The organism is Streptomyces maremycinicus (assembly GCF_001184025.1).
Taxonomy (GTDB): domain Bacteria; phylum Actinomycetota; class Actinomycetes; order Streptomycetales; family Streptomycetaceae; genus Streptomyces; species Streptomyces maremycinicus.
The window spans coordinates 38,806-63,009 of sequence record NZ_BBYG01000026.1; the positions used below are offsets into that span (position 1 = coordinate 38,806).

The 24,204-nt window shown below is 73.2% G+C and carries 22 protein-coding genes; 8 read left to right on the plus strand and 14 right to left on the minus strand.

Annotated elements, in window-relative coordinates:
- Nucleotides 1–153: 153 nt before the first annotated feature.
- The 9 genes from AOQ37_RS36275 to AOQ37_RS36315 form a co-directional block, all read right to left on the minus strand.
- Nucleotides 154–702: an amino-acid N-acetyltransferase gene (locus tag AOQ37_RS36275; protein WP_062651150.1), complete on the minus strand. Its 549-nt coding sequence runs from the start codon at nt 700–702 to the stop codon at nt 154–156.
- A gap of 9 nt (nt 703–711) precedes the next feature.
- Nucleotides 712–1,161: a BlaI/MecI/CopY family transcriptional regulator gene (locus AOQ37_RS36280; RefSeq protein ID WP_267888030.1), complete on the minus strand. Its 450-nt coding sequence runs from the start codon at nt 1,159–1,161 to the stop codon at nt 712–714.
- Between the two features lie 146 nt (nt 1,162–1,307).
- Nucleotides 1,308–1,487, minus strand: coding sequence for a hypothetical protein (locus AOQ37_RS36285; RefSeq protein WP_062651153.1), 180 nt, complete (start codon nt 1,485–1,487; stop codon nt 1,308–1,310).
- Between the two features lie 52 nt (nt 1,488–1,539).
- The gene (locus AOQ37_RS36290) at nt 1,540–2,229 is read right to left on the minus strand and encodes a hypothetical protein (RefSeq protein WP_062651155.1); all 690 of its coding nucleotides are present in this window, start codon (nt 2,227–2,229) and stop codon (nt 1,540–1,542) included.
- A gap of 206 nt (nt 2,230–2,435) precedes the next feature.
- Nucleotides 2,436–3,233, minus strand: a complete 798-nt coding sequence (locus AOQ37_RS36295) for a type III pantothenate kinase (protein WP_020132481.1) — start codon at nt 3,231–3,233, stop codon at nt 2,436–2,438.
- A gap of 16 nt (nt 3,234–3,249) precedes the next feature.
- Nucleotides 3,250–4,245 carry a carboxylating nicotinate-nucleotide diphosphorylase gene (gene nadC / locus AOQ37_RS36300; RefSeq protein ID WP_062651157.1) on the minus strand — a complete coding sequence of 332 codons (996 nt, stop codon included), beginning with the start codon at nt 4,243–4,245 and terminating at the stop codon, nt 3,250–3,252.
- Between the two features lie 5 nt (nt 4,246–4,250).
- Nucleotides 4,251–5,966, minus strand: coding sequence for an L-aspartate oxidase (locus tag AOQ37_RS36305; protein WP_062651159.1), 1,716 nt, complete (start codon nt 5,964–5,966; stop codon nt 4,251–4,253).
- A complete protein-coding gene (gene panC / locus AOQ37_RS36310) occupies nt 5,963–6,964 on the minus strand; it encodes a pantoate--beta-alanine ligase (RefSeq protein ID WP_062651161.1) in 1,002 nt (333 codons plus the stop codon). Before panC ends, AOQ37_RS36305 begins: the two co-directional genes overlap by 4 nt.
- Complete coding sequence (locus AOQ37_RS36315) at nt 6,961–7,926, minus strand: Rossmann-like and DUF2520 domain-containing protein (RefSeq protein WP_062651163.1); 966 nt, start codon at nt 7,924–7,926, stop codon at nt 6,961–6,963. The genes panC and AOQ37_RS36315 overlap by 4 nt, the downstream gene beginning before the upstream one ends.
- Before the next feature lie 290 nt (nt 7,927–8,216).
- Between AOQ37_RS36315 and AOQ37_RS36320 the strand changes: the two genes are divergently transcribed.
- A complete protein-coding gene (locus tag AOQ37_RS36320; RefSeq protein ID WP_062651165.1) occupies nt 8,217–9,395 on the plus strand; it encodes a threonine aldolase family protein in 1,179 nt (392 codons plus the stop codon).
- Nucleotides 9,396–9,520: 125 nt separating this feature from the next.
- Entirely contained in the window at nt 9,521–10,627 is a 1,107-nt protein-coding gene (locus tag AOQ37_RS36325; RefSeq protein WP_062651167.1) for a DUF5937 family protein, read from the plus strand.
- Nucleotides 10,628–10,642: 15 nt separating this feature from the next.
- On the opposite strand, the gene AOQ37_RS36330 is transcribed toward AOQ37_RS36325, so the two are convergent.
- The gene (locus AOQ37_RS36330; RefSeq protein ID WP_062651259.1) at nt 10,643–11,314 is read right to left on the minus strand and encodes a response regulator; all 672 of its coding nucleotides are present in this window, start codon (nt 11,312–11,314) and stop codon (nt 10,643–10,645) included.
- An 88-nt stretch (nt 11,315–11,402) separates the two neighbouring features.
- Entirely contained in the window at nt 11,403–12,605 is a 1,203-nt protein-coding gene (locus AOQ37_RS36335; protein ID WP_062651168.1) for a sensor histidine kinase, read from the minus strand.
- A 118-nt stretch (nt 12,606–12,723) separates the two neighbouring features.
- Here AOQ37_RS36335 and AOQ37_RS36340 point away from each other — a divergent pair, with 118 nt between their 5' ends.
- Entirely contained in the window at nt 12,724–13,785 is a 1,062-nt protein-coding gene (locus tag AOQ37_RS36340) for an SAM-dependent methyltransferase (RefSeq protein ID WP_062651170.1), read from the plus strand.
- A 27-nt stretch (nt 13,786–13,812) separates the two neighbouring features.
- Here AOQ37_RS36340 and AOQ37_RS36345 read toward each other — a convergent pair whose 3' ends face one another.
- Nucleotides 13,813–14,964 (minus strand): NADH-quinone oxidoreductase subunit D, encoded by a 1,152-nt coding sequence (locus tag AOQ37_RS36345; RefSeq protein ID WP_062651172.1) that lies wholly within the window; start codon nt 14,962–14,964, stop codon nt 13,813–13,815.
- 43 nt (nt 14,965–15,007) lie between these two features.
- Between AOQ37_RS36345 and AOQ37_RS36350 the strand changes: the two genes are divergently transcribed.
- Together AOQ37_RS36350 and AOQ37_RS36355 are read left to right on the plus strand one after the other, a co-directional pair.
- Entirely contained in the window at nt 15,008–15,511 is a 504-nt protein-coding gene (locus AOQ37_RS36350; RefSeq protein WP_062651174.1) for a PH domain-containing protein, read from the plus strand.
- A 308-nt stretch (nt 15,512–15,819) separates the two neighbouring features.
- On the plus strand, nt 15,820–17,094 hold the full coding sequence (locus tag AOQ37_RS36355; protein ID WP_063781230.1) for a PH domain-containing protein: 1,275 nt from the start codon (nt 15,820–15,822) through the stop codon (nt 17,092–17,094).
- Nucleotides 17,095–17,139: 45 nt separating this feature from the next.
- On the opposite strand, the gene AOQ37_RS36360 is transcribed toward AOQ37_RS36355, so the two are convergent.
- On the minus strand, nt 17,140–18,843 hold the full coding sequence (locus tag AOQ37_RS36360; protein WP_062651176.1) for a hypothetical protein: 1,704 nt from the start codon (nt 18,841–18,843) through the stop codon (nt 17,140–17,142).
- Between the two features lie 339 nt (nt 18,844–19,182).
- The gene (locus tag AOQ37_RS36365; RefSeq protein WP_062651177.1) at nt 19,183–20,310 is read right to left on the minus strand and encodes an alpha/beta hydrolase; all 1,128 of its coding nucleotides are present in this window, start codon (nt 20,308–20,310) and stop codon (nt 19,183–19,185) included.
- Nucleotides 20,311–20,545: 235 nt separating this feature from the next.
- Between AOQ37_RS36365 and AOQ37_RS36370 the strand changes: the two genes are divergently transcribed.
- From AOQ37_RS36370 to AOQ37_RS36380, 3 genes are all read left to right on the plus strand, one after another.
- Nucleotides 20,546–22,357: a phosphatidylglycerol lysyltransferase domain-containing protein gene (locus AOQ37_RS36370; protein WP_062651178.1), complete on the plus strand. Its 1,812-nt coding sequence runs from the start codon at nt 20,546–20,548 to the stop codon at nt 22,355–22,357.
- 141 nt (nt 22,358–22,498) lie between these two features.
- A complete protein-coding gene (folP, locus tag AOQ37_RS36375) occupies nt 22,499–23,479 on the plus strand; it encodes a dihydropteroate synthase (RefSeq protein WP_062651261.1) in 981 nt (326 codons plus the stop codon).
- Nucleotides 23,476–23,997: a nuclear transport factor 2 family protein gene (locus AOQ37_RS36380; RefSeq protein WP_062651179.1), complete on the plus strand. Its 522-nt coding sequence runs from the start codon at nt 23,476–23,478 to the stop codon at nt 23,995–23,997. The genes folP and AOQ37_RS36380 overlap by 4 nt, the downstream gene beginning before the upstream one ends.
- Nucleotides 23,998–24,204 lie beyond the last annotated feature (207 nt).

Sequence of the window (24,204 nt, forward strand, 5' to 3'; positions counted from 1 at the left end):
GCAGTACAGCAGTACGTCGGAAAGCAAACCGCTTTTGCTGGGAAAACACAAACCCCCGGCGGGAGCCCGCAGCCCGCTCCTCGCCCGGAAACGTGCGCGTTTCGGACATAGGGAACCCGGGCAAGGCGGGTCGGTGTGAATGGACCTCGACGATCACAGATGCAGAAGCATCCGGCTGTTGCCCAAGGTGTTCGGTTTCACTCGTTCGAGTCCGAGGAACTCCGCGACGCCCTCGTCATAGGAACGCAGCAGCTCCGCGTACACATCGGTGTCGACCGGCGTCTCACCGATCTCCACGAAGCCGTGCTTGCCGAAGAAGTCGACTTCGAAGGTCAGGCAGAAAACGCGTCGAACCCCGAGCCAGCGCGCGGTGTGGAGCAACTTCTCCAACAACTGGTGGCCGATGCCCGCGCCCTTGAGCCCGGGCTTCACCGCGAGAGTGCGGACTTCCGCCAGGTCTTCCCACATCACGTGCAGGGCGCCGCAGCCGACCACCTCGGCGTTGTCGTCGCGTTCGGCGACCCAGAACTCCTGGATGTCCTCGTAAAGCGTCACCGTCGCTTTGTCGAGCAGGATGCCGCCGCGGACGTGGGCGTCAAGGAGACGGCGCACGGCGGCGACATCGCCGGTCCGGGCCCGGCGGACGGTGATGGCTTTAGCGGTGACTTCGGGGTTCTCGGCCGAGGGACTCTCTGCTGACATGTGCGGACGCTATCGCCCGTCGGCCTCCGTCGCCGAGCCGGGGTTCTCACCGGCACTCCCCGTACTCCGCGTACTCTCCGGACTCCCCGCAGTCGCGGGTCCGGCAGTTTCCGGTCCCTGGACCATGCGTACGGCGTCGTTCAGCGCCTGCCGCTGTTCCTCGCTCATCATCCCGAAGAAGGCGACGAGAGCGGCGGCGGGGTTGTCGCTCTGCGCCCAGGCGTCGTTCATCAGGGCGGCCGCGTAGGCGGCCCGGGTCGAGACCGCCTCATATCGATAGGCCCGGCCTTCGGCTTCACGGCGCACCCAGCCCTTCTGATGGAGATTGTCCAAAACGGTCATCACCGTGGTGTAGGCGATGGACCGTTCCTGCTGAAGGTCTTCCAGGACTTCTCGAACGGTCACCGGGCGGTTCCACTTCCACACCCGCGTCATGACCGAGTCTTCGAGTTCTCCCAATGGGCGAGGCACAGCTCAGAACAATAGTGGGAGATCTCGCCAATCGCGTGCCGGACGTGCGCTTTCATCGGCAAACGGGAACAAAAAGGGCGTACGGCTCCGAAAGGAGCCGCACGCCCGGGCAGTGCGGAAGCGTCGCGGGACGGTCAGGCGTCGGGGCTCACGGCGGCCTGACGGGCGCCGTCCGCGCGCGCGAGGACGGCGTCGACGGCCGCGTCCTCCTTGGCCTTGTTGGCGCCGCCCTGGGTCTTCACGATCACCCTGATCACACCGACGAAGAACACGGCCATGACGACGGGAGGCACGAGCGCGGAGACGTAGTCCATGGATCCAGGGTAGCCAGGGCGGCGCGGGACATCGGGGCGGGGTCGCCCCGTGTCAGCCCGCCGCCAGCCGCCGCTCCTCCGGGCCGGCGGGCGGCGGGGCCGGCCTGCGGCGCGGGAAGACCTCGCCCGGCGTGGGGACGGGCCGCCGTCCGGGCTCGGGGGCGGGATCGGCCGGCACCGGACCGGGAGCAGGGGTGGCGGGCTTCCCGGCGGGCTTTTCGCGCGGCTCCCCTGCCGGCCGCCCGTCCTGATCGCCGGCGGCGAGGGCCGGGCGGGCGCAGCTGTCCGCGGAGAGCCCCCCGGGGAGGGCCAGGAGCCGGGTACGGGACGCCGGGACGGTGGGAGCGGCCTCCGGGGCCCTGCGGGTCGCACGGCGGGCCAGACGGGCGCGTACGTCGCGTTCGGCGAGCGTCTGGCAGCGGCGCAGGAGGGCGGCGGCCGTGGGGTTGCCGCGCAGGGCGCGCAGGGCGGCGAGGTCGTCGGGCTCGGGCCGGTAGCCGGCCGGCAGTACCTCCTCGAGGAGCGCGAGGTAGCCGGCCGCGGTGCCGGGGAGGGCGGCGCGGTACCGGGCGAGGTCGGCCACCAGGAAGGCCCGTAGTCGGGCCGCCTCGCGGGTCGCCTCGTCGAGGGACTCGGCGAGGCGATGGCAGTCCTGGATGTCCTCGGCGGAGACGGGGCCGGGGTGGAGGGCGAGGGCGAGGGCGCGGCGGAGCACGCGCAGCTCCTCCGCGCCGAACGCCATGCCGCCGCGGGATCCATAGGGCGTGGGCATGCCGCGACGATACGCGCTAATCAGACAAATTCGACATAAGGGACGGGTGTGGCGCGTCGGTGATCCACCCTGGTGACCCCACCTCCGCCCCTGCCTCCGCCCGCCTCACCCCGCCTCCCCTCGCCCACGAAGACGGGGCGGAGGCGAGGGCGAGAGCAGGGGCGGGGGCGGGGCGCTCACATGCGGGACACGTTCCGCTCGTAGACCAGGCGCAGCCCGATCAGCGTCAGCCACGGCTCGTGCTCGTCGATCACGGAGGACTCGCCGAGCACGGTCGGTGCCAGCCCGCCCGTCGCGATGACCGTGACCTCGTCCGGGTCGTCCGCCAGTTCGCGGGCCATCCGGGTCACCACGCCGTCGACCTGGCCGGCGAACCCGTAGACGATCCCGGACTGCATCGCCTCGACCGTGTTCTTGCCGATCACGCTCCGCGGCCGGGCCACCTCGATCTTGCGCAGCTGCGCGGCCTTGACGCCCAGCGCCTCCACGGAGATCTCGATGCCGGGGGCGATGACCCCGCCGACGTACTCCCCGCGCGCGCTGACCGCGTCGAACGTCGTCGCCGTGCCGAAGTCGACGACGATCGCCGGACCGCCGTAGAGCTCGTTCGCCGCGACCGCGTTGATGATGCGGTCGGCGCCGACCTCCTTGGGGTTGTCGAAGAGGATCGGCACACCCGTCTTCACGCCGGGTTCGACCAGCACGGCGGGCACGTCGCCGTAGTAGCGCCGGGTCACCTCGCGCAGTTCGTGCAGCACGGAGGGCACGGTCGCGCAGATGGCGATGCCGTCGATGCCGTCGCCCAGTTCCTCTCCGAGCAGCGGGTGCGTCCCCATCAGGCCTTGCAGGAGCACGGCCAGTTCGTCCGCGGTCCGGCGGGCGTCGGTGGAGATCCGCCAGTGCTCGACGATGTCCTCACCGTCGAACAGGCCGAGCACGGTGTGCGTGTTGCCCACGTCGATCGTCAGCAGCATGGCCGGTCCCCGTTCCCTACTCCGCCGCCCGCAGATCCAGACCGATGTCCAGGATCGGCGAGGAGTGCGTCAGGGCACCGACGGCGAGGAAGTCGACGCCGGTGTCGGCGTACGCCTTGGCGTTGACCAGGGTCAGCCGGCCCGACGCCTCCAGCAGTGCGCGCCCGCCGACGACACCGACGGCCTCCGCGCACTCCCCGGGCGTGAAGTTGTCCAGCAGGATGAGGTCGGCACCGGCGTCGACCACCTCCCGCAGCTGGTGCAGGGTGTCGACCTCGACCTCGATCGGCACGTCCGGGAACGTCTCCCGCACGGCCTCGAAGGCCTGGGCGACGCCACCCGCGGCGACCACGTGGTTGTCCTTGACCAGCGCCGCGTCGGACAGCGACATGCGGTGGTTGACGCCTCCGCCGCAGCGGACGGCGAACTTCTCCAGCGAACGCAGGCCCGGCGTCGTCTTGCGGGTGTCCCGCACGCGCGCCTTGGTGCCCTCCAGGACGTCCGCCCACGCGCGCGTGGCGGTGGCGATGCCCGACAGCCGGCACAGCAGGTTGAGCGCGCTGCGCTCGGCGGTGAGCAGGTCACGCGTGCGGGTGGTGACGGACAGCAGCTTCTGGCCCGCCTCGACCCGGTCGCCGTCCTCCACGTGCCGCTCGACCTCGAACTCGTCCGTGCAGACGACCGAGACGACCGCCTCGGCGATCCTGAGCCCCGCCACCACGCCCGCCTCGCGCGCGGTGAAGTCGGCGGTGGCGACCGCCTCCTCGGGGATGGTCGCGACGGTGGTCACGTCGACGCCGTGGGCCAGGTCCTCCTGGATGGCGACGTTGGCGATGTCCTCGACCTCCACGGGGTCGAGTCCGGCGTCGGACAGCAGCTGGGCGAGGGCGGGGTCGAGCCCGCACTCCGCGTACTCGGCGTAGCCCTCGCCGGCGAGGTCGGTGTCGGCGCCACAGGCACAGCCGTCGCCGCAGCCGCCGCTCTGGGCAAGGGGAAGGTCGGGGGTGCTCACGTCTGTCACTGCTCCTGGAGGTGCTGCCGGGTCGGGGGGAAGTCTGCGGTATCGGTGGTGTGCAGGGCGAGCGTGCGGTCCGGATTCAGCCGTACGACGATGTGCCGGCGCCAGTTCGCGTCGTCGCGGTCGGCGTGGTCCTCCCGCCAGTGGCAGCCGCGGGTCTCCTCGCGCTGCCGGGCCGCGGCGACCAGGACCCGCGCCACGCACAGGAGGTTGGTGGCCTCCCAGGTGTCGACGCCGGGCTCGGCCGTCTTGCCGTTCTCGTCGAGGGCGTCGCGGGCCTCGGCGTGCAGCCGCACCAGCTGGCCGGCCGCCTTCTCCAGCGACGCGGCGGAGCGCAGGACGCCCGCGCCGTCGCTCATGATCCGCTGGATGGCGAACCGGGCCTCCGGGGCGAGGAGCGGGTGTGCCGGCTTCTGCGGGTGGTCGACGGGCACGGGCACCCGCGCGGGCAGGCCGTCGTCCGGCCGGCCCTCCACGATGTCGGTGACGATGCGCTCGGCGTAGACGAGGCCCTCCAGGAGCGAGTTCGACGCCAGTCGGTTCGCGCCGTGCACCCCGGTGCAGGCCACCTCGCCGCACGCGTAGAGGCCCGGGACGGTCGTCCGGCCCCGGGAGTCCGTGCGCACGCCCCCGGAGGCGTAGTGGGCCGCCGGGGCGACCGGGACGGGCTCGGTGACGGGGTCGATGCCGTGGGCGCGGCAGGCGGCCAGGATCGTCGGGAAGCGGTGCTCCCACATGTCGGCGCCGAAGTGGCGGGCGTCGAGGAACATGTGCCCGGCGTCCTGCTCCTGCATACGGCGCATGATGCCCTTGGCGACGATGTCCCGGGGCGCCAGCTCGGCCAGCTCGTGCTGCCCGACCATGAAGCGCACACCGTCCGCGTCGACCAGGTGGGCGCCCTCGCCGCGCACCGCCTCGGAGACGAGGGGCTGCTGGCCCTCCGCGTCCGAGCCGAGGAACAGCACGGTCGGGTGGAACTGGACGAACTCCAGGTCGGAGACCTCGGCACCCGCGCGCAGGGCGAGCGCCACGCCGTCGCCGGTGGACACCGAGGGGTTGGTGGTGGCGGCGAACACCTGGCCCATGCCGCCGGTCGCGAGGACGACCGCGGGGGCGTGCACGGCTCCGACGCCGTCGTGCTGGCCCTCGCCCATGACGTGCAGGGTGACTCCGGCGGTGTGCCCGTCGGCGTCCAAGAGCAGATCCAGCACGAGCGCGTTCTCGATCGTGCGCAGGCCACGCGCGCGTACCGCCTCGACGAGCGCTCGGGAGATCTCCGCGCCGGTCGCGTCGCCGCCCGCGTGCGCGATACGGCGGCGGTGGTGGCCGCCCTCCCGGGTGAGCTCCAGGCCGCCTTCCTCCGACTCGTCGAAGTGGGCGCCGGTCTCGATCAGCCGGCGCACGGCGTCGGGGCCCTCGGTGACGAGGATGCGTACGGCTTCCTCGTCGCACAGGCCGACGCCCGCCACCAGTGTGTCGGCCAGGTGCTGTTCGGGTGTGTCGCCCTCGCCCAGGGCCGCGGCTATGCCGCCCTGCGCCCAGCGGGTGGAGCCGTCGTCGAGCCGGGCCTTGGTGACGACGACCGTCGTCAGGCCGGCGGCCTCGCAGCGCAGGGCCGCGGTGAGACCGGCGACGCCGGAGCCCACGACCACGACGTCCGCGGCGATGTTCCACCCGGGCGCGGGCGCGTGCAGTCGTATGCCTGTGCTGGTCACGAGGCGGCTCCGAAGGTCAGGGGGAGGTTGTCGATCAACCGGGTCGTGCCGACCCTGGCGGCGACGGCGAGGACGGCCTCGCCGGTGAAGTCGTCCTCGAGGTCGGTGATCTCCGTGAAGTCCGAGGGGTCGACCAGCGCGAGGTAGTCCAGTTCGAGCGGCGGGTCCAGCCGGGCGGCCTCGTCGAGGACCTGGCGGGCCGCCGCGCGGACGGCCGCCGGGTTGCCGGGGGCGGCCTTGGCGACGGCGTGCGCGTCGGCCGCGGCGCGGGACTCCCCCAGGGCGCTGAGCGCCTCGGCACGCGCGCGCGTGGCGGGCACCTGACGTGCGCGGGCCCGCAGTGCCTCCTGCGCGGCGTGCCGGTCACGGCCCGCGAACAGGGCCTGGGAGAGCGCCAGCGCGGTGCGCCGGCCCGCGGCGGACAGATAGCGGTTGCGGCTGGACAGGGCCAGCCCGTCCTCCTCGCGCACGGTGGGCACGCCGACGATCTCCACGCCGAAGTTCAGGTCCCGCGTCATGCGGCGGATCAGGGCGAGCTGCTGGGCGTCCTTCTGCCCGAAGAGGGCGGTGTCCGGCCGGGTGAGGTGCAGCAGCTTGGCGACGACGGTGAGCATGCCGTCGAAGTGCCCGGGCCGGGAGCTGCCCTCGAGGCGCTCCCCCATGGGGCCCGCGGTGATGCGGACCTGAGGCTCGCCGCCCGGGTAGACCTCGTCCACGGACGGGGCGAACACGACGTCCGCGCCGGCCTGCTCGGCGAGCTTGAGATCGGCGTCCAGGGTGCGCGGGTAGCGGTCGAGGTCCTCGCCCGCGCCGAACTGGAGCGGGTTGACGAAGACCGTGACGACGACCTCGCCGTGCGGTCCGGCGAGTTCCCGGGCCGTGCGGACGAGGGTGGCGTGTCCCTCGTGCAGGGCGCCCATGGTCATCACGACGGCCCGGCGGCCGGCACGCGCGCGTGCGTGCAGTTCGGCGGCGGTGCGCAGCAGGGTGGTGGTCATCCGGCATCTCCTTCGGTGCCGTGCGTGCCGGGGGCACCGGGGTGACCGGGGGTGCCGTGGCCTTCGTCGGCGAGTACCCCGAGGAGGTCCTCGGCGAGTTCGGGCTTGAGAAGCCCGTGGGCGAGCGCGCGGTCGGCGGTCGCGCGGGCCATCGCCAGGTAGCCGGCCACGGTCTGCGGGGCGTGCTCGCGCAGCTCGGCGACGTGCGCGGCGACCGTGCCCGCGTCGCCGCGCGCGACGGGGCCGGTGAGCGCGCCGTCACCGGAGCGCAGCGCGTTGTCGAGGGCCGCGCCGAGCAGCGGGCCGAGCATCCGGTCGGGGGCTTCGACACCGGCCGTCCGCAGCAGCTCCATGGACTGGGCGACCAGCGTGACCAGGTGGTTCGCGCCCAGGGCGAGGGCCGCGTGGTAGAGCGGCCGGCTCTCCTCGGCGATCCACTCCGGCTCGCCGCCCATCTCGATCACCAGGGCCTCGGCGGCCAGCCGCAACTCGTCGGGCGCGGTGACGCCGAAGGAGCAGCCCGCCAGGCGCTGGACGTCGACGGCACTGCCCGTGAAGGTCATCGCGGGGTGCAGGGCCAGCGGCAGCCCGCCCGCGCGCAGGGCCGGGTCGAGGACCTTCGTGCCGTACCGCCCCGAGGTGTGCACGATCAGCTGTCCCGGGCGGACGGCTCCGGTCTCGGCGAGGCCTTCCACGAGCCCGGGCAGCGCGTCGTCGGGGACGGTCAGCAGCACCAGGTCGGAGCGCTGGAGGACCTCGGCGGGCGGGAGGAGGGGCACGTCGGGCAGCAGCAGCGCGGCCCGCCGTCTGGAGGCGTCGGAGACACCGGAGACGGCGACCGGGCGGTGCCCGGCGAGCTGGAGGGACGCGGCCAGGGCGGGGCCCACCCGGCCGGCGCCGACGACGCCGACGGCGAGCCGCGCGGGGCGGTCCCTGGGGTCTGGCTGTTGGGCTGTACTCACGCGACGGAGGCCTTCCGTTCCAGTCCGCTCCGGGTACCGGACGATTTCTCGTCATGTTAACGCTATCCGTCCCGGGAGCGTCCGGTCGTCCACAGGCTGTGGGTAATCCCACCCGTTCCCGACCTGCGGCCCGGGAGCCGGGGCGGGGGCGGGGCGGGGGCGGGGCCGGAGCGGGGCACGGGCGGGGCCCGCAGCGAGGCCGGGGGCCGGGTCCGAAGCGGGGCGGGGGCGGGGCCCGGAGCCGGAAACGCCCGTGACCTCGCGGGCCGGCGCACGGCATCATCCGGGGCATGACGTACACGGCGGAACGCGACGAGGAGAAGTCGGCGCAGCAGCGCCTGCGGGAGCGGCGGGCGGCCGCCTACCGGGCGGCGGAACGCGTGCTGTCGCGCGACGGTGCCCGGGGCACGCTGCGGGACCGGCTCGCGCTGCTGCACGAGGCCGCGCCGCAGGTCCACGACCTGGACGAGCCCGCGGACCTCTACGGCGACGGGGTCGTGGCGGCCCTGGAGGAGCGGGTCGCCGGGCTGCTGGGCACGGAGGCCGCCGCGTTCTTCCCGACCGGCACGATGGCCCAGCAGGTCGCCCTGCGCTGCTGGGCGGGCCGCACCGGCAACCCGACCGTCGCGCTGCACGCGCTGAGCCATCCCGAGGTGTGGGAGCGGGGCGCGTTCCACGCCGTCAGCGGACTGCGCACGGTCCGGCTGACGCGTGAGCCCCGGCTGCCCACGGCCGACGAGGTGCGCGCCTTCGAGGAGCCCTTCGGGGCGCTGATGCTGGAACTGCCCCTCAGGGACGCCGGTTACGTGCTCCCCTCCTGGGAGGAGCTGACCGAGGTCGTGGAGGCGGCGCGCGAGCGGGACGCCGTGGTGCACTTCGACGGCGCGCGCCTGTGGGAGACGACCCACCACTTCGGCCGCCCGCTGCGGGAGATAGCGGACCTGGCCGACAGCGTCTACGTGTCGTTCTACAAGTCCCTCGACGGCTTCGGCGGCGCCGCGCTCGCCGGCCCGAAGACGCTGGTGGAGGAGGCGAAGACCTGGCGGCACCGCTACGGCGGGCTGGTCTTCCAGCAGTTCCCCACCGCCCTGGCGGCACTCGTCGGCCTGGAGCGCGAACTGCCCCGGCTGCCGCAGTACGTGGTCCACGCGCGCGTGGTGGCGGCCGCGCTGCGCGAGGGGTTCGCCGAAGCGGGCGTGCCGTGGGCCCGTGTGCACCCCGAGGTGCCGCACACGCACGAGTTCCAGGTCTGGCTGCCGTACGAGGCCGACGTGCTCTCGGAAGCGGCGACGCTCCAGGCCGAGCGGACGGGGACGATGCTGTTCGCGGGTGCCTGGAGCCGCGGCGGACCGGGCTTGTCGTACACCGAGGTCACGGTCGCCTCCGCCGGCCTGACGTGGACGGCGGACGACGTGCGCGCGGCGCTCGGGGACTTCGTCGACCGGGTGGCCGAGGTCGTCGGCAGGTAGTACGCGGGCGCGGCCGGCGGGAAAGAGTCAGCCGCAGCGCAGCCCCTGAGGCCCCGCGTCGCGTCGATTGACGGCGGCCGTCAATCGAGGACCGCGTTGTCGGTGGCGGGGTGCACCATGAGGTCATGAGCCTGAGCATCGACATCGCGGGGCTGCGGCCGGAGAGGGTCGCGGTCGTGCCCTCACCCCTGGCCGAGCTCGGCATGGCGCTGCACGCGCTGTCCGAGCCGGGGCACCATCCCGGCCTCCAGGGCTGGGTCACCGGCGTGACCGCCGGGCTCGACTCGCATCTGGCGGACCGGATGTGCGAGGCCGACTTCCTGTGGCGGACGACGTTCTCGGACATCTTCCTGCCGTACGCGGGCATCCCGGGCAGAAGCACGCTCCCCGGGGCCTCGCTCGCCGAGGAGCTCGACCTCCTGGACAAGCTGACGGACGAGCAGTTCGTGGACTCCGCGCTGGAGTTCACCTGCGCTCCCGGGTACGACGTGCCGAGCCCCAGTGTGCTCGCCGACCCGAAGCTGCGTCGCCGCGCCTTCGAACTGGCCGCCACGCGCGGGCCGCGGCAGGTGCGCTTCACCGAGCGGCTGCTCGACGACCCGCCCCGCGTGCGTGCCTGGCTGAGGCAGTTCCTGGAGGACTGCGACGAGGCGTTCTTCGCCGACGTCTGGGCCCGGGTGCGCCTCCCGCTCGCCACGGACGCCCGCTACAAGACGGATCTGCTGCGCCGCAAGGGCCTGGCGGAGGCCCTCGCCTCGGTGTCCTCCGCGGTGACGCTCGACGCGGACGCCGCGCGGATCACCGTGGACAAGCTCGTCCAGGGCCGCAGCGCCACCGGGGACGGCGGCCTGCTGCTGGTGCCGACGAGCCTGGGCTGGCCGCACCTGATGGTGCTGCACCGGTACGGCTGGCAGCCGGTGCTGCACTACCCGGTCGGCTCGCCGGAGCTGGCCTCACCGCCCTCGGTGGAGCAGCTCAGCCTGCGGATGACGGCGCTGTCCCACCCCGTGCGGATGCGGATCTGCCGCCTGCTGGCGCGCAGCGCGTACACCACGACCGAGCTGGCCCAGGTGCACGGCGTGACGGCCCCCGAGATATCCCGGCACCTCGCGGTCCTGAAGAAGGCGGGCCTGCTCACCACCCGCCGACGCGGCCGCTACGTGCTGCACCAGCTCGACGTGACGGTGGTGGCCCGGCTGGGCAGCGACTTCCTCGAAGGGATGCTCCGCTAGGACCTCTGCGGCGGGTCAGCCGTGGCCGCCGGCCCGGACGATCCCCGTCTCGTACGCGAGGACCACCACCTGGACCCGGTCGCGCAGCCCCAGCTTGGTCAGGATGCGGCCCACATGGGTCTTCACGGTCGCCTCGGACAGCACCAGCCGGGCCGCGATCTCGCCGTTGGACAGCCCCTGGGCGACCAGCACCATGACCTCGCGCTCCCGCTCCGTGAGCCGCTCCAGCTCCTTGTGGCGGGGCTCCTTGCCGGTGGTGGGCAGCATCGGTGCGAACCGGTCGAGGAGACGGCGGGTGGTGGAGGGGGCGACCACCGCGTCACCGCTGTGCACGGAACGGATGGCGGCGAGGAGCTCGCCCGGAGGCACGTCCTTGAGCATGAAGCCGGAGGCGCCCGCCTTCAGCCCGGAGAACGCGTACTCGTCCAGGTCGAAGGTGGTCAGGATCAGCACCTTCGGCGGTTCGGGCTCGGCGCAGATACGCCGGGTGGCCTCCACGCCGTCCAGCTTCGGCATGCGGACGTCCATGAGGACGACGTCGACCGCCGTGGAACGCACCACCTGGAGGGCCTCGACCCCGTCGCCCGCCTCCGCCACGACCTCCATGTCCGGCTGGGCGGCGAGCACCATCCGGAACCCGGTGCGCAGCAGCACCTGGTCGTCGACGAGCATCACGCGGATCGTCATCGAGTCCTCTTCCATCTCATCTGCTTCTTCTGTTGATGCGGTGGGCGCCCGGGGGCGTGACAGGTGTCACCAGGGGCGTGCGTCGGCGTCAGTGCGCGGGTTTGAGCGGCAGCAGCGCGCTGATGCGGAATCCTCCGCCGGGCCTCGGGCCCGCGTCCAGGGTGCCGCCCACCATGCCGACCCGTTCCCGCATGCCGATCAGGCCGTGGCCCGCGCCGTCGGCGCCGCCCTCCTCGTACAGCTCGTGCGGGGCGCCCTTGCCGTCGTCCTCGACGAGCAGGCCGAGGCCGTCGTCGAAGTAGACCAGGCGCACGCTCGCGCCCGTGTTGGGCCCCCCGTGCTTGCGCGTGTTGGTCAGCGCCTCCTGCACGATGCGGTACGCCGTCAGCTCGACGCCGCTGGGCAGCGGTCGCGGCGTGCCCTCGACCTTGAAGTCCACGGGCAGGCCCGAGCCGCGGCACTGCTCGACGAGGTCCTCGATCTGCTCGACGTCCGGCTGCGGCACGTACTCGCCGCTCTCCTGGTGCTCGCCGGTACGCAGCACGCCCAGCAGGCGGCGCATCTCGGCGAGGGCCTGGCGGCCCGTGGAGGAGATCGTCTCCAGGGCCTTCTTCGCCTGGTCGGGCGCGGCGTCGAGGACATAGGCGGCACCGTCGGCCTGGACCACCATCACGGACACGTTGTGCGCGACGACGTCATGCAGCTCCCGCGCGATGCGGGCGCGCTCGGCGGCGACCGCGACCTTCGCCTGCGCCTCGCGCTCCTTCTCCAGGCGGGCCGCGCGCTCCTCCAGCTGCGCGAAGTACGCGCGACGGGTGCGAATGGAGTCGCCCAGCACCCAGGCGAGGGCGAACGGCACCGTCTGGAAGACGATGACGGCGACCTGGCCCGGCACGCTGGCGTTCTCGTGCGGCCAGCGCAGCTGCGCCAGGGTGGCCGCGCTCAACGCCATGACCAGGGCGAGGCGGGAGGCCCAGCGGGCGCCGGTCGCGGCGACCGTGTAGACGATCACCAGCAGCGCAAAGTCGGCCGCCGTGACCCCGACGTTCAGCACCAGCTGAGCCACTCCGAGCGCCGCGGCGAGCACGAGCATCGGCTCGGGCATGCGCCGACGCAACGCGATGACCAGGCACAACAGGAACACCACCGGCACCAGCAGCGCCATGGAGTGGGTGCCGCCGCGGTCCTGGCCCGCGGTGCCGGCGGCCGCGGAGATCCCGAACAGGACGAGGGCCCAGAAGCCGTCGACCCCGGTCGGGTGTCTGCGGAGGAAGTCATAGAGGCGCTGCACGTAACCCAGAGTAGGGAAGGCCGATGCGTGCAGGGGTCAACCGGAGGGCCGATCCGGTCCGGGCGCGCGTACTCCGCAAGGTGGATGCCGTGATCACCTGTACGCCTAGTCTGATCGGGTGGTGGACAAGGCGACGGGCTCGGGCGGGTGGCGCGGCTGGCGGGCGGCGACGCGGGCGGCGCTGTACGGCGTGGACGGAACGGGCGGCTTCTACCGCCGCCCCGAGGGCCCGGCCGGGCACTTCCGTACCTCCGTGCACGCGTCGCCGCTGTTCGCCGGGGCCGTGGCCCGGCTGCTGTGCCGGGTCGACGAGGCGCTCGGCCGGCCCTCGTCGCTCGACTTCGTCGACATGGCCGCCGGACGGGGCGAGCTGGTCACCGCCGTGCTGGCCGCGCTCCCCGCCGATGTGGCGGCACGCACGCGCGCGTACGCCGTCGAGATCGCCGACCGCCCCGTCGGACTCGCTCGCCGGATCGAGTGGTTGTCCGAGCCGCCGCGACGGCTCACCGGCCTGCTGTTCGCCAACGAGTGGCTGGACAACGTGCCCGTCGAGGTCGCCGAGGTCGATTCCGCGGGGGTGCCCAGGCTGGTGCTCGTCCGGGACAGCGGGGTCGAGCGGCTCGGGGAGCGGGTGTCCGGCGCCGAGGCGGAGTGGCTCGCGCGGTGGTGGCCGACGGCGGACGAGGAGGGGCTGCGGGCGGAGATCGGGCTGCCCCGGGACACCGCGTGGGCGTCCGCCGTCTCCTGTGTGGAGGCCGGGCTCGCGGTGGCGGTGGACTACGCGCACTCGGCGGACGCGCGCCCCCCGTTCGGGACGCTCACCGGCTTCCGGGAGGGCCGCGAGACGGCACCCGTGCCGGACGGTTCCTGTGACATCACGTCCCACGTCGCGCTGGACGCGTGCGCGGAGGCCGGGGCGATCGCGGCAAGGAGCGCGGCGCGGGCACCCGCCGACGCGCGCCTGCTCACGCAGCGCGCCGCGCTGCGCGCCCTGGGCGTCACCGGCGGCCGCCCGCCGCTGTCACTGGCGTCCACGGACCCCTCCGCCTATGTGCGCGCCCTCGCGGGCGCCGGAGAGGCCGCGGAGCTCCTCGCGCCGGGCGGACTGGGCGACTTCGGATGGCTGTTCCAGCCGGTCGGTATCCCCCACCCGCTGGACCAGCCGCCCCAGACCGGCTGACCGCCGCCGCCCCCGCGGACCGCTCGCCTACTTGTCGATGTCCCCGACCACGAAGAACATCGAACCCAGGATGGCCACCATGTCCGAGACCAGCGTGCCCGGCAGCAGTTCGGTGAGGGCCTGGATGTTGTTGAACGAGGCCGAGCGGAGCTTCAGCCGGTACGGGGTCTTCTCGCCCTTGCTGACGAGGTAGTAGCCGTTGATGCCGAGCGGGTTCTCGGTCCACGCGTACGTGTGCCCCTCGGGCGCCTTGAGGACCTTCGGGAGCCGCTGGTTGATCGGACCGGGCGCCATCTCCGCGAGCCGGTCCAGGCAGGCGTCGGCGAGGTCGAGCGCGTTGTGCGTCTGCTCCAGGAGGCACTCGAAGCGGGCGAGACAGTCGCCCTCGGTCCGAGTCACCACCTTGAGGGTGTCGCGCAGCTCCCCGTACGCGAGATACGGCTCGTCCCGGCGCAGGTCGAAGTCGACGCCGGAGGCCCGCGCGATCGGCCCGCTCACGCCGTACGCGTGCGCGTGCTCCGCGGCGAGCGTTCCCACGTCCCGGGTGCGCCCCCGGAAGATCTCGTTGCCGAGCACCAGATCGTCGAAGACGTCCATGCGCGAGCGCACGGCGGCGACGGCTTCACGCGCGCGTGCGGCCCATCCGGCCGGCAGGTCCTCCTTGAGGCCGCCGACGCGGTTGAACATGTAGTGCATGCGTCCGCCGGAGACCTCCTCCATCACGTTCTGGAGCACTTCGCGCTCACGGAAGGCGTAGAAGACGGGGGTGATGCCGCCCAGCTCCAGGGGATAGGACCCCAGGAACATCAGGTGGTTCAGCACCCGGTTCAGCTCGGCGAGCAGGGTGCGGGTCCACACCGCGCGCGGGGGGACCTCCATGCCCAGCATCCGCTCCACCGCGAGGACCACGCCCAGCTCGTTCGAGAACGCCGACAGCCAGTCGTGGCGGTTGGCCAGCATGATGATCTGGCGGTAGTCGCGCGCCTCGAAGAGCTTCTCCGCGCCACGGTGCATATAGCCGATCACCGGCTCCGCCCGCCGGATGCGCTCACCGTCCAGGACGAGCCGAAGCCGCAGCACACCGTGGGTGGAGGGATGCTGGGGGCCGATGTTGAGCACCATGTCGGTGCTCTCCGCGGCACCGCCGATCCCGACCGTGGTCTCCGTCGTAGGAGTCATGCGCACAGTCTCCCCTACGCGCTCGCCTCCGTACGCTGACGGTATGGAAACGGGGAGCCCGGGTGGCGTGGGGACGACGGCGGCCGGTCCGGTGTGGATCGGACTGCCGCCGGGACTGCTGCGGATGCGCCGGCTGCTGCTGGTGGTGTGGCTGGGGTCGGCGGCCGTCGGCGCCGGGCTCCTGCTCGGGCTGCTCGTCGGCCCCGCGTGGGCGGCGTTCGCCCTGCTGCCCCTGGCCGGCATCGGGTGGGGCTGGGTGCTGCTCGGCCGCAACTGGCACTCCTGGCGGTACGCCGAGCGGGCCGACGACCTGCTGATCAGCCGGGGTGTGCTGTGGCGCGAGGAGACCGTCGTGCCGTACGGGCGCATGCAGCTCGTGGAGGTCACCTCCGGGCCCGTCGAACGGCACTTCGGGCTGGCCAGCGTCCAGCTGCACACCGCGGCCGCCGCGACCGACGCGACCATCCCGGGCCTGGACCCGGCCGAGGCGGAACGGCTGCGCGACCGGCTCACCCAGCTCGGCGAGGCCCGATCGGCCGGGCTGTGACGACCCGGGGCGTCGAGGACGGCGTACCCGAGGTTCCCGGTGTCCCCGGCGCTCCCGACGGACCCCCCGCAGCGGACACCGACACGGGCCCCACGGACGCCACGAGCACCGCGGACGCCACGAGCACCGCCGCCGCCACGAGCACCACGGACGCCACGAGCACCGAAGACGCCACGAGCACCGAAGACGCCACGGGCCCCGCCGCCGCCACGAGCACCGCGGACGCCACGGGCCCCGCGGACGCCACGGAACCGTCCGGCACCCGCCCCGGGCGGCCCGTCGCCGGACAGTACGTCACCGAGCGCCGGCTGCACCCCGTCACCCCGTTCCGGCGGGCGTGGGCGCCGATCGCGGTCCTCGTCGGGTGGGCCGTGCACGATCCGAACCAGGCGCAGGAGCAGCTGACCCGGCTGACCACCACGACCCTGCTGATCGCGCTCGCCGTCCTTGTTCCCGCCGCCTCCCTCTACGGCTTTCTGACCTGGTGGTTCACCCATTTCTCGGTGACCGAGAGCGAACTGCGCATCCGGACCGGGCTGTTGTTCCGGCGCGCCGCGCACATCCGGCTGGAACGCATCCAGGCGATCGACGTCAGCCGGCCGCTGCTCGCGCGGATCGCGGGCGTGGCGAAGCTCCGGCTCGACGTGGTCGGCGCCGAGAAGAAGGACGAACTGGCCTTCCTGGGCGAGGAGGAGGCCCGGGTGCTGCGGGCGGAGCTCCTCGCGCGGGCGGCGGGCTTCGCGCCGGAGACGGCGCACGAGGTGGGCGAGGCGCCCGCGCGTGAGCTGTTGCGCGTCCCGGCGCGCGAGCTGGCGATCGCACTGGTGCTGACGGGCGCGACCTGGGGCGCGCTGGTCGCCGCGCTCGTCGTGCCGCCGGTGCTGTGGCTTGCCACCCACAGTGTGTGGACCGTCCTCGCGACCGGTGTGCCATTGCTCGGCGCGGCGGGCGCGAGCAGCGTGGGACGGTTCGTCGGCGAGTACGACTGGACGGTCGGCGAGTCGCCGGACGGGCTGCGGATCGACCACGGCCTGCTGGACCGTACGCACGAGACGGTCCCGCCCGGGCGGGTGCAGACCGTGCGGATCGTGCGGCCGCTGCTGTGGCGGCGGCGCGGGTGGGTCCGGGTCGAGCTCGACGTGGCCGGTTCGGCCAACTCCGTACTGGTGCCGGTCGCCCCGCGCGAGGCCGCGGAGGCCGTGGTCGCGCGCGTGCTGCCCGGGGTGAGCGTGCCGGACGCGGCCGCGCTGTCGCGGCCGCCGCGACGGGCCGGGCGGTGTGTGCCGCTGTGGTGGCGGGGCTACGGGATCGCCGTCACGGACACGGTGTTCGCGACCCGGCACGGACTGCTGCGCCGCAGCCTGGCGCTCGTCCCGCACGCCAAGGTCCAGAGCGTGCGCCTGACGCAGGGGCCCTGGCAGCGTCTCTGGCGGCTCGCGGACGTCCATGTGGACACGGGGGCCGACAAGACCGTCACAGCCCGGCTGCGGGACGCGCAGGAGGCCGCGGAGCTGCTCCGCGGCCAGGCCGAACGGTCGAGGACCGGGCGTCTGGACGCCCGGCCCGACCGGTGGATGGCGTAGAACGCCCCCGAGGGGGCGTTCCAGGGACGCGTCGGAAGACGTGCCTCAGGAGACGGCGCTGCGCAGGCCCTGGAGGTCGATGTGCTCCGTCTCGTCGTGGGCGGTCAGGTCGATCACCTGGCCGACACCACGCGCCGCCTCGTCCAGCGGCTTGAACTCCGCCTCGGACTCGGCCTTGTGCAGCGCGAGGGCCTCCTGGCCGACGACATCGGCCAGGTCCTCGTTCTGCACCGCCTCCAGGGCGTGGGGCTCCGACGCGCTCTTCGTACCGAAGAAGTCGAAGCCTCCCTCGGCCGTCGGACGCCGTACGGGCTGCGCGGCCGGTACGACGGCCACGGCGGTCGGCACGGCGAAGTGGCCGGAGGGGCGGCGCTGCACGGCCCCGGCGGGCCGGGGGACGAGCGCACCGCCGCCGGACGCGGCCGGGGCGGAGGTGCCGGTGGTGTGCGTGCCCGTGGTGCGCGTACCCGTGGTGTGCGTGCCGCCGGTGCTCGTGCCGGTGGCGGTGCCGCCGGAGTACACCGGCGGCGCGGGCCGCACGGCCTCCGCCCGGTCGTCTCGCGCGCCGACGACGGCGGCAGCGGCGGCGGCTTCTTCCGAGGCCGCGAGTTCAGGTTCCGGTTCCGGTTGCGGTTCCGGGGCGTTGTCCACCGCGGCGTCCGGCGCCTGGCCCTGCGGGCTCCGGTCCTGCGAGACCGTGTCGGCCTCGGCGATCGTGTGGGGGGCGGTCGCGCGCGTGTGCTCGTCGACCGCCTCGGACTTCCCCTGTGCTTCGTCCTCCTGCGCGGCCTCCGTGTCGCCGCCGGCGGCTGCTGCGCCGACGTCCGCGGACGTCGCCCGCGCGGACTCCTCCTCGGCACCGTCCTCGGTACCGGCGGCCTCGACGCCCGGGGCGTCGAACCGGTCCAGGGCCGCCTGGGCCCGCAGGAACAGCTTGGAACCCTCGGGAGAGAAGACCGCCGACCCCGTCGGCTCCTCCTCGCCCTCAGCGCTCTCTTCGGTCTCCCCGGTCGCCGCGACCGGCACGCCCACGTCATCGGATTCGTCGGACTCGTCGGACTCGCCCGAGGCGTCGGAGTCTTCGGCCGTGGCCTCGTCGTCCGCCTCCTCGACCGCCCCCCGGTCCTCGCCCTCGGCCGCCGTCCCGGCGTCCTTCGCGCCCTCGAAGTCCGCGCTGTCGTCGGTGTCCTCGAAGTCCTCGAAGTCCTCGACAGCGTCGGACTCCCGCACGGCGACCACTCCGGTCGACTCCGCGTCCTGCGCCGCGCGCGCGGCGGGCAGCGCGGGTGTGGGAGCCGCCTCTATCTCGAGCAGCCGGCGGCCCTCCAGGGCGCTGGCCCGCTCGGTCTCGGCCGTGGCGTAGCGGCGCAGCAGCGCGGCGTGCTCGTTGCGCAGGCCCGCCAGTTCGGTGCGCTTGGACCGCAGGCGCTGCTCCAGCTTGACGCGCAGCTCACGTGATTCGTCGAGGTCGCTCTCCAGTTCGGCGACCCGTTCCTCGAAGCGCCACTCGTCACTGGCACGCGCGCGTGCCAGATCGGCGACCTGTTTGCCGGCCTGCATGTCCCAGCGGCGCATCACGTACGCGCCGAGGATCGCCGTCGCCGCGGCGGCCGCGGCCAGACCTCGGAGCACCATGGGCTCCGTGAACACCCAGGGACCGAAGGCGCAGACAAGGGAAACGCCTGCGATAGCCGAGGGAGGCAGCAGCCTGTGCAAAGGCGGGGAATGGCGGTGACGTCCACGTGGCATGGCCAGAAACTTACCGCGCGTAGGCGAATGTTGGCGCCCCGCCCCGCAAAAACACGGTCATACCGAAGTCTTCACAGGGCATCAGGAAACAAGGCGGTCACGGAATTCGACAAGTAGCAAGATCATTTCTTGTCGAGGCGGACCGGACAGCCCTCTCGGACCCCGCCCGAGCCGCCCGACATCACCGCCTCCGACGCCCGACGACCGCGCCCCCGGATCCGCTGCCGCCCCGCCCCGGCACCCGACGACCGCGCCCCGGACGCCCGCCGCCGCCCCTCCTGACGTCCGGCGCACCGACGTCCGGCGCACCGTCGTCCGGCTCCCGCGACCGGACGCCGCTCAACGATCGCTCAGCCGCCCGCTGAGCCACTCCAGAGTGGGCGGGATCTCCCGCCGCCAGGTGTTGAAGTTGTGCCCGCCGCTTTCCAGGATGATCGACGAGATCCGGGTCGTTCCCGTGGCCTTCGCCAGCCCTATGAACTTCTGTGTGGCCTTGTAGTTGGATTCGCCGATCCTGCTGCTGGTGACGAGCAACGAGGTGGCCGGAGCGGAACGATTCTTCAGAAACCAGTGCAGATCGGCCTCGTTGCGCAGGGTCGCGTTCCCGTGGAACAGGTCACCCGTGGTCGGATCGCTCGGCGCCCTGTAGTACGCCGACAGGCCCGCGCCCGCCGCGTAGACCTCCGGGTGGTGCATCGCGAGCTTCAGCGCGCAGTAGCCGCCCGTGGAGTCCCCGACGATGCCCCAGCTGCCGGGCTTGCGACCCACCCGGTAGTGGGCGGTCACGGCGTCCGGCAGATCCCTGGCGAAGAACGACTCGGTCTGCGGGCCGCCCGGGATGTCCACGCACTCGGTGTCGCGCGGCGGCGCCACGGTCGGCCGCAGCATCACCAGGATCATCGGCTGCATCCGTCCGTCCTTGGCGAGTTGCCGCGCGGTGCGCGGGTAGTGCAGTTTGTCCACGAGCGCCTCCGCCGTTCCGGGGTAGCCCGTGAGGACGACGGCCGCGGGGAACGTACGCGTGCGGTACCGCGGGTCGAAGTACTCCGGCGGCAGGTACACGTACGCCGGCGTGGCTATGCGGGTCGTACGCCCGTTGACGGCGACCTTCTGGATCTGTCCGCCGTACTGCGGACGCCCGCTGCCGCCGCCGTCCACGCGCCGGGTGTCGACGACCCGCAGCGGCCCCGCCGGAGCGCCACCCGCCCCGTGGTCGACGACCACGCCCTGGTCGGTCTCCCGGCCGAACAGGTCCGCCCAGCTGGCGTAGAAGCCGAACGCCTGGTTGGCGGTGAGACCGACCGACACGAACAGCGCCAACTGGGTGGCGAGCAGCAGTCCGACCCGTCCGCTGACGGACCGCCAGCCGGTCCGGGCCAGCCGTGGCCACAGCCACACCGTGCCGACGAACAGCAGTACGGCGAACAGCACTGACAGCAGCAGCGTTTTGTCGCTCGTGAGCCCCATGCGGTGGTTTCCTGCCTGCTCTCCGTCCGGGATCGCGCCCGCTCCCCCGACTCCTTCGCGAGGGCTTGTCCCGGACTTTCCTTCGCCTTTTCAGTGGCTTTGAGGAGACGAGTGAACCTCTCTCCTCAAGACACCGTCCTAGAGGGCGCAATGTCGCCGGATGCCCGAATCGGGCCCGGGTCCAAGGTCTCTCGCGGAACTACGGGATGCGATGTCTGTCACTCAAGATGGGGAAATGTCGGGTGGGGTTCCGCACCGATCAAGCCGGGTGCGGCAGATAGTGCGAGGTCCGCGCCCCGAGTCGGTTCCCGCCCTCGTCGCCAGAGCCTGCGCCCTGGTGGGTCTGCTGGACGTCGCCGCGGGCGTCTTCCCGCGCTTCCGGCACAGCCGTATGCATTCCTTCGCCGAGGTACTGCCGGGCTCCTTCGGACCGTTCGCGGCCGCGCTGTCCCTCAGCGCGGGCGTCCTGCTCCTGCTGCTCGCCCACGGCCTCAGGCGGGGCAAGCGGCGCGCGTGGCGCGCGGCGGTGGTGCTGCTCCCGGCGGGCGCGGTGGCCCAGTTCGTGTACCGGCACTCGATCGTGGGCGCGCTCATCTCCGTCGCGCTGCTGGCACCGCTGCTGCTGCACCGCGACCAGTTCGCGGCGCTGCCCGACCCGCGCAGCCGCTGGCGCGCGCTCGCCAACTTCGTCCTCATGGGTGCCGGTTCCCTCGGTCTGGGGCTGGTCATCGTCAGCGTCCACCCCAACCGCCTGATCGGCGACCCGAGCCTGGCCGATCGCATTACGCACGTCCTGTACGGCCTCTTCGGCTTCGAGGGCCCGGTCGACTACCAGGGCAACACCTCCTGGACCGTCGCCTTCTCCCTCGGTGCCCTCGGCTGGATCACCGCGGCCACCACGATCTACCTCGCCTTCCGCCCCGAGCACCCGGCCGCGCGCCTCACGGAGGAGGACGAGGTGCGGCTTCGTGCCCTGCTGGACAAGCACGGCCGCCGCGACTCCCTGGGCCACTTCGCGCTGCGCCGCGACAAGGCCGTGGTCTTCTCCCCCAGCGGCAAGGCGGCGGTGACCTACCGCGTCGTCTCGGGCGTGATGCTCGCCAGCGGCGACCCCATCGGGGACGTCGAGGCGTGGCCCGGCGCCATCGAACGCTTCATGGACGAGGCGAAGGCCCACTCCTGGACGCCCGCCGTCATGGGCTGCTCGGAGACGGGCGGCGAGGTGTGGACCCGTGAGACCGGCCTCGACGCGCTCGAGCTGGGTGACGAGGCGGTGGTGGACGTAGCGGATTTCTCCCTGGCCGGACGCGCGATGCGCAACGTGCGCCAAATGGTCAAGCGCATCGAACGCGCCGGTTACGAGACCCGCGTACGGCGCGTCCGTGACCTCGGTGAGGCCGAGCTGGAGCGCATCCGTCGGGCCTCCGAGGACTGGCGTGGCACCGACACCGAGCGCGGCTTCTCGATGGCCCTGGGCCGCGTCGGCGACGCCGCCGACGGGGACTGCCTCATCGCCACCGCGCACAAGGCCGACGAGGTCCCCGGCGAGTACGGCGACCTGAAGGCGATCCTGCACTTCGTGCCCTGGGGCCCCGACGGCGCCTCCCTGGACCTGATGCGCCGCGACCGTTCGGCCGACCCGGGCATGAACGAACTCCTGATCGTCGCCGCCCTCCAGGCCGCCCCGAAGTTCGGCATCGCGCGTGTGTCGCTCAACTTCGCCATGTTCCGCGCGGCGCTGGCCCGCGGCGAGAAGATCGGCGCGGGCCCGGTCCTGCGGGCCTGGCGCGGGCTGCTGGTGTTCCTGTCGCGCTGGTTCCAGATCGAGTCGCTGTACAAGTTCAACGCCAAGTTCCAGCCGCGCTGGGAGCCCCGTTTCGTCGTCTACCGGGCCTCCGGCGACCTCCCCCGCATCGGCTTCGCCGCCATGCAGGCCGAGGGCTTCGTCAACCTCGCCCTTCCGATGCCGCGCTTCCTGCGCCGCCGTTCCACCGCGGCACGCGTGTGCACGCACGCGGTGGCGGAGCGGGACGTACGGGCGGCGTAGCCGCGGCGCCCCCGGCCGGCTGGCGTCGCCGCCCGCGGCACCCGGGACCGGCCCGGGGGAATGTTCCGCCGCCTCGCGGCCCCGGGGCTCGCACCCGGGCCGCACCGCGGCGCGGCCCCCTCCTGGGCCTACGCTGAACGCATGAGCAAGCAGAGCGGACGCGGGCGCGTCGTCGGCCTTCCGGAATGGGACCGCTGCGCGGTCATGGGGGTCGTCAACGTGACCCCCGACTCCTTCTCCGACGGCGGCCGCTGGTTCGACACGACGGCCGCCGTCAAACACGGCCTCCAGCTCGTCGCCGAGGGCGCGGACCTCGTGGACGTCGGCGGTGAGTCCACCCGCCCCGGTGCCAGCCGGGTCGACGAGGCCGAGGAGCTCCGCCGGGTCATCCCCGTGGTCCGCGGCCTCGCCTCCGAGGGTGTCGTCGTCTCCGTCGACACGATGCGCGCCTCCGTGGCCGCCCAGGCCCTCGCGGCCGGCGCCGCGCTCGTCAACGACGTCAGCGGCGGTCTCGCCGACCCGGCGATGATCCCGGCGGTCGCGGACACGGGCGCCCCCTTCGTCGTCATGCACTGGCGGGGCTTCCTGGAGGGCGGCAACGTCAGAGGCGTCTACGCCGACGTCGTCGCCGAGGTGGTGGACGAGCTGCACGCGCGCGTGGACGCCGTCCTGGCGGGCGGCATCTCCCCCGACCGCGTCGTCGTCGACCCGGGTCTCGGCTTCTCCAAGGAGGCCGATCACGACCTGTCCCTGCTGGCCCACCTGGACCGGCTGCACGCCCTCGGTCACCCGCTGCTCGTCGCGGCCTCCCGCAAGCGGTTCCTCGGCCGTGTCCTGGCCGGCCCGGAGGGCGCGCCGCCGCCCGCGCGCGAGCGCGACGCCGCCACCGCCGCCGTCTCGGCCCTCGCGGCGGAGGCGGGCGCCTGGGCGGTCCGTGTGCACGAGGTCCGCGCGACGGCGGACGCGGTACGGGTCGCCCGTGCCGTGGAACAGGCGCGCGAGGAGGGCGGCGCGCCGGGCGCGGGCGCACCCCGCCCGGCGCACACCGCCACGGGCGGACCCGGCTCACCGGACGCACCCACCGGCGGGCCCGGCACGAACGGCGCGGAAGGAGCCCGGTGAGCGCCCCCCACACCGACGTCGAGCAGGTCGAGGCGGCCAACACCGCCTTCTACGAGGCACTGGAGCAGGGCGACTTCGACGGAGTGTCGGCGCTCTGGCTCACCCCGGCCGACCTGGGCGTGGACGAGACGTACCACGACCCGGCGGACGTCGGCGTGGTCTCCTGCGTGCACCCCGGCTCGCCGGTGCTCACCGGCCGGGGCGAAGTGCTGCGGTCGTACGCGCTGATCATGGCGAGCACCGACTACATCCAGTTCTTCCTCACCGACGTGCACGTCTCCGTCACCGGCGACACGGCGCTGGTGAACTGCACCGAGAACATCCTCAGCGGCGGGCCCGCGCCGGAGGACGGCGAGGAGCTCGGGCCGCTGGTCGGCCAGCTGGTGGTGGCGACGAACGTGTTCCGCCGCACCTCCGACGGCTGGAAGCTGTGGTCCCACCACGCCTCCCCGGTCCTGACGGAGAACGAGGAGGCCGACGGCCCCGAGGACTCCGAGGGTGACGAGAACCCCTCCTGAGCGGGTAGGCGGTCCACAGGAGGGAAGCAGGAAGCCCTGGGGTGCCCCACAGGGACCAAGAAGTGGTTGGAATCACGAACCCGTGGGTAGGGGCGGCTACCAGCCCGTGAGCAGCCGGGTTCCGCGAGGAGAACGCCCGGTGAAAAGTCCTGGCTCCGGACCGGCCCGGCGTGGCCGGGGCCCGGGACTGTCGGTGCTCGCGGGTAG

Bases quoted from the DNA above. Each gene is read 5' to 3' on its own strand.
- AOQ37_RS36290 (WP_062651155.1), bottom strand. From the start codon at position 2,229: ATGGCGTTCGGCGCGGAGGAGCTGCGCGTGCTCCGCCGCGCCCTCGCC.
- AOQ37_RS36345 (WP_062651172.1), bottom strand. From the start codon at position 14,964: ATGACTCCTACGACGGAGACCACGGTCGGGATCGGCGGTGCCGCGGAG.
- AOQ37_RS36330 (WP_062651259.1), bottom strand. From the start codon at position 11,314: ATGACGATCCGCGTGATGCTCGTCGACGACCAGGTGCTGCTGCGCACC.
- folP (WP_062651261.1), top strand. From the start codon at position 22,499: ATGAGCAAGCAGAGCGGACGCGGGCGCGTCGTCGGCCTTCCGGAATGG.
- AOQ37_RS36365 (WP_062651177.1), bottom strand. From the start codon at position 20,310: ATGGGGCTCACGAGCGACAAAACGCTGCTGCTGTCAGTGCTGTTCGCC.
- AOQ37_RS36295 (WP_020132481.1), bottom strand. From the start codon at position 3,233: ATGCTGCTGACGATCGACGTGGGCAACACGCACACCGTGCTCGGCCTG.
- AOQ37_RS36350 (WP_062651174.1), top strand. From the start codon at position 15,008: ATGGAAACGGGGAGCCCGGGTGGCGTGGGGACGACGGCGGCCGGTCCG.
- AOQ37_RS36370 (WP_062651178.1), top strand. From the start codon at position 20,546: ATGTCGGGTGGGGTTCCGCACCGATCAAGCCGGGTGCGGCAGATAGTG.
- AOQ37_RS36275 (WP_062651150.1), bottom strand. From the start codon at position 702: ATGTCAGCAGAGAGTCCCTCGGCCGAGAACCCCGAAGTCACCGCTAAA.
- AOQ37_RS36320 (WP_062651165.1), top strand. From the start codon at position 8,217: ATGACGTACACGGCGGAACGCGACGAGGAGAAGTCGGCGCAGCAGCGC.
- AOQ37_RS36325 (WP_062651167.1), top strand. From the start codon at position 9,521: ATGAGCCTGAGCATCGACATCGCGGGGCTGCGGCCGGAGAGGGTCGCG.
- AOQ37_RS36285 (WP_062651153.1), bottom strand. From the start codon at position 1,487: ATGGACTACGTCTCCGCGCTCGTGCCTCCCGTCGTCATGGCCGTGTTC.
- AOQ37_RS36360 (WP_062651176.1), bottom strand. From the start codon at position 18,843: ATGCCACGTGGACGTCACCGCCATTCCCCGCCTTTGCACAGGCTGCTG.
- panC (WP_062651161.1), bottom strand. From the start codon at position 6,964: ATGACCACCACCCTGCTGCGCACCGCCGCCGAACTGCACGCACGCGCG.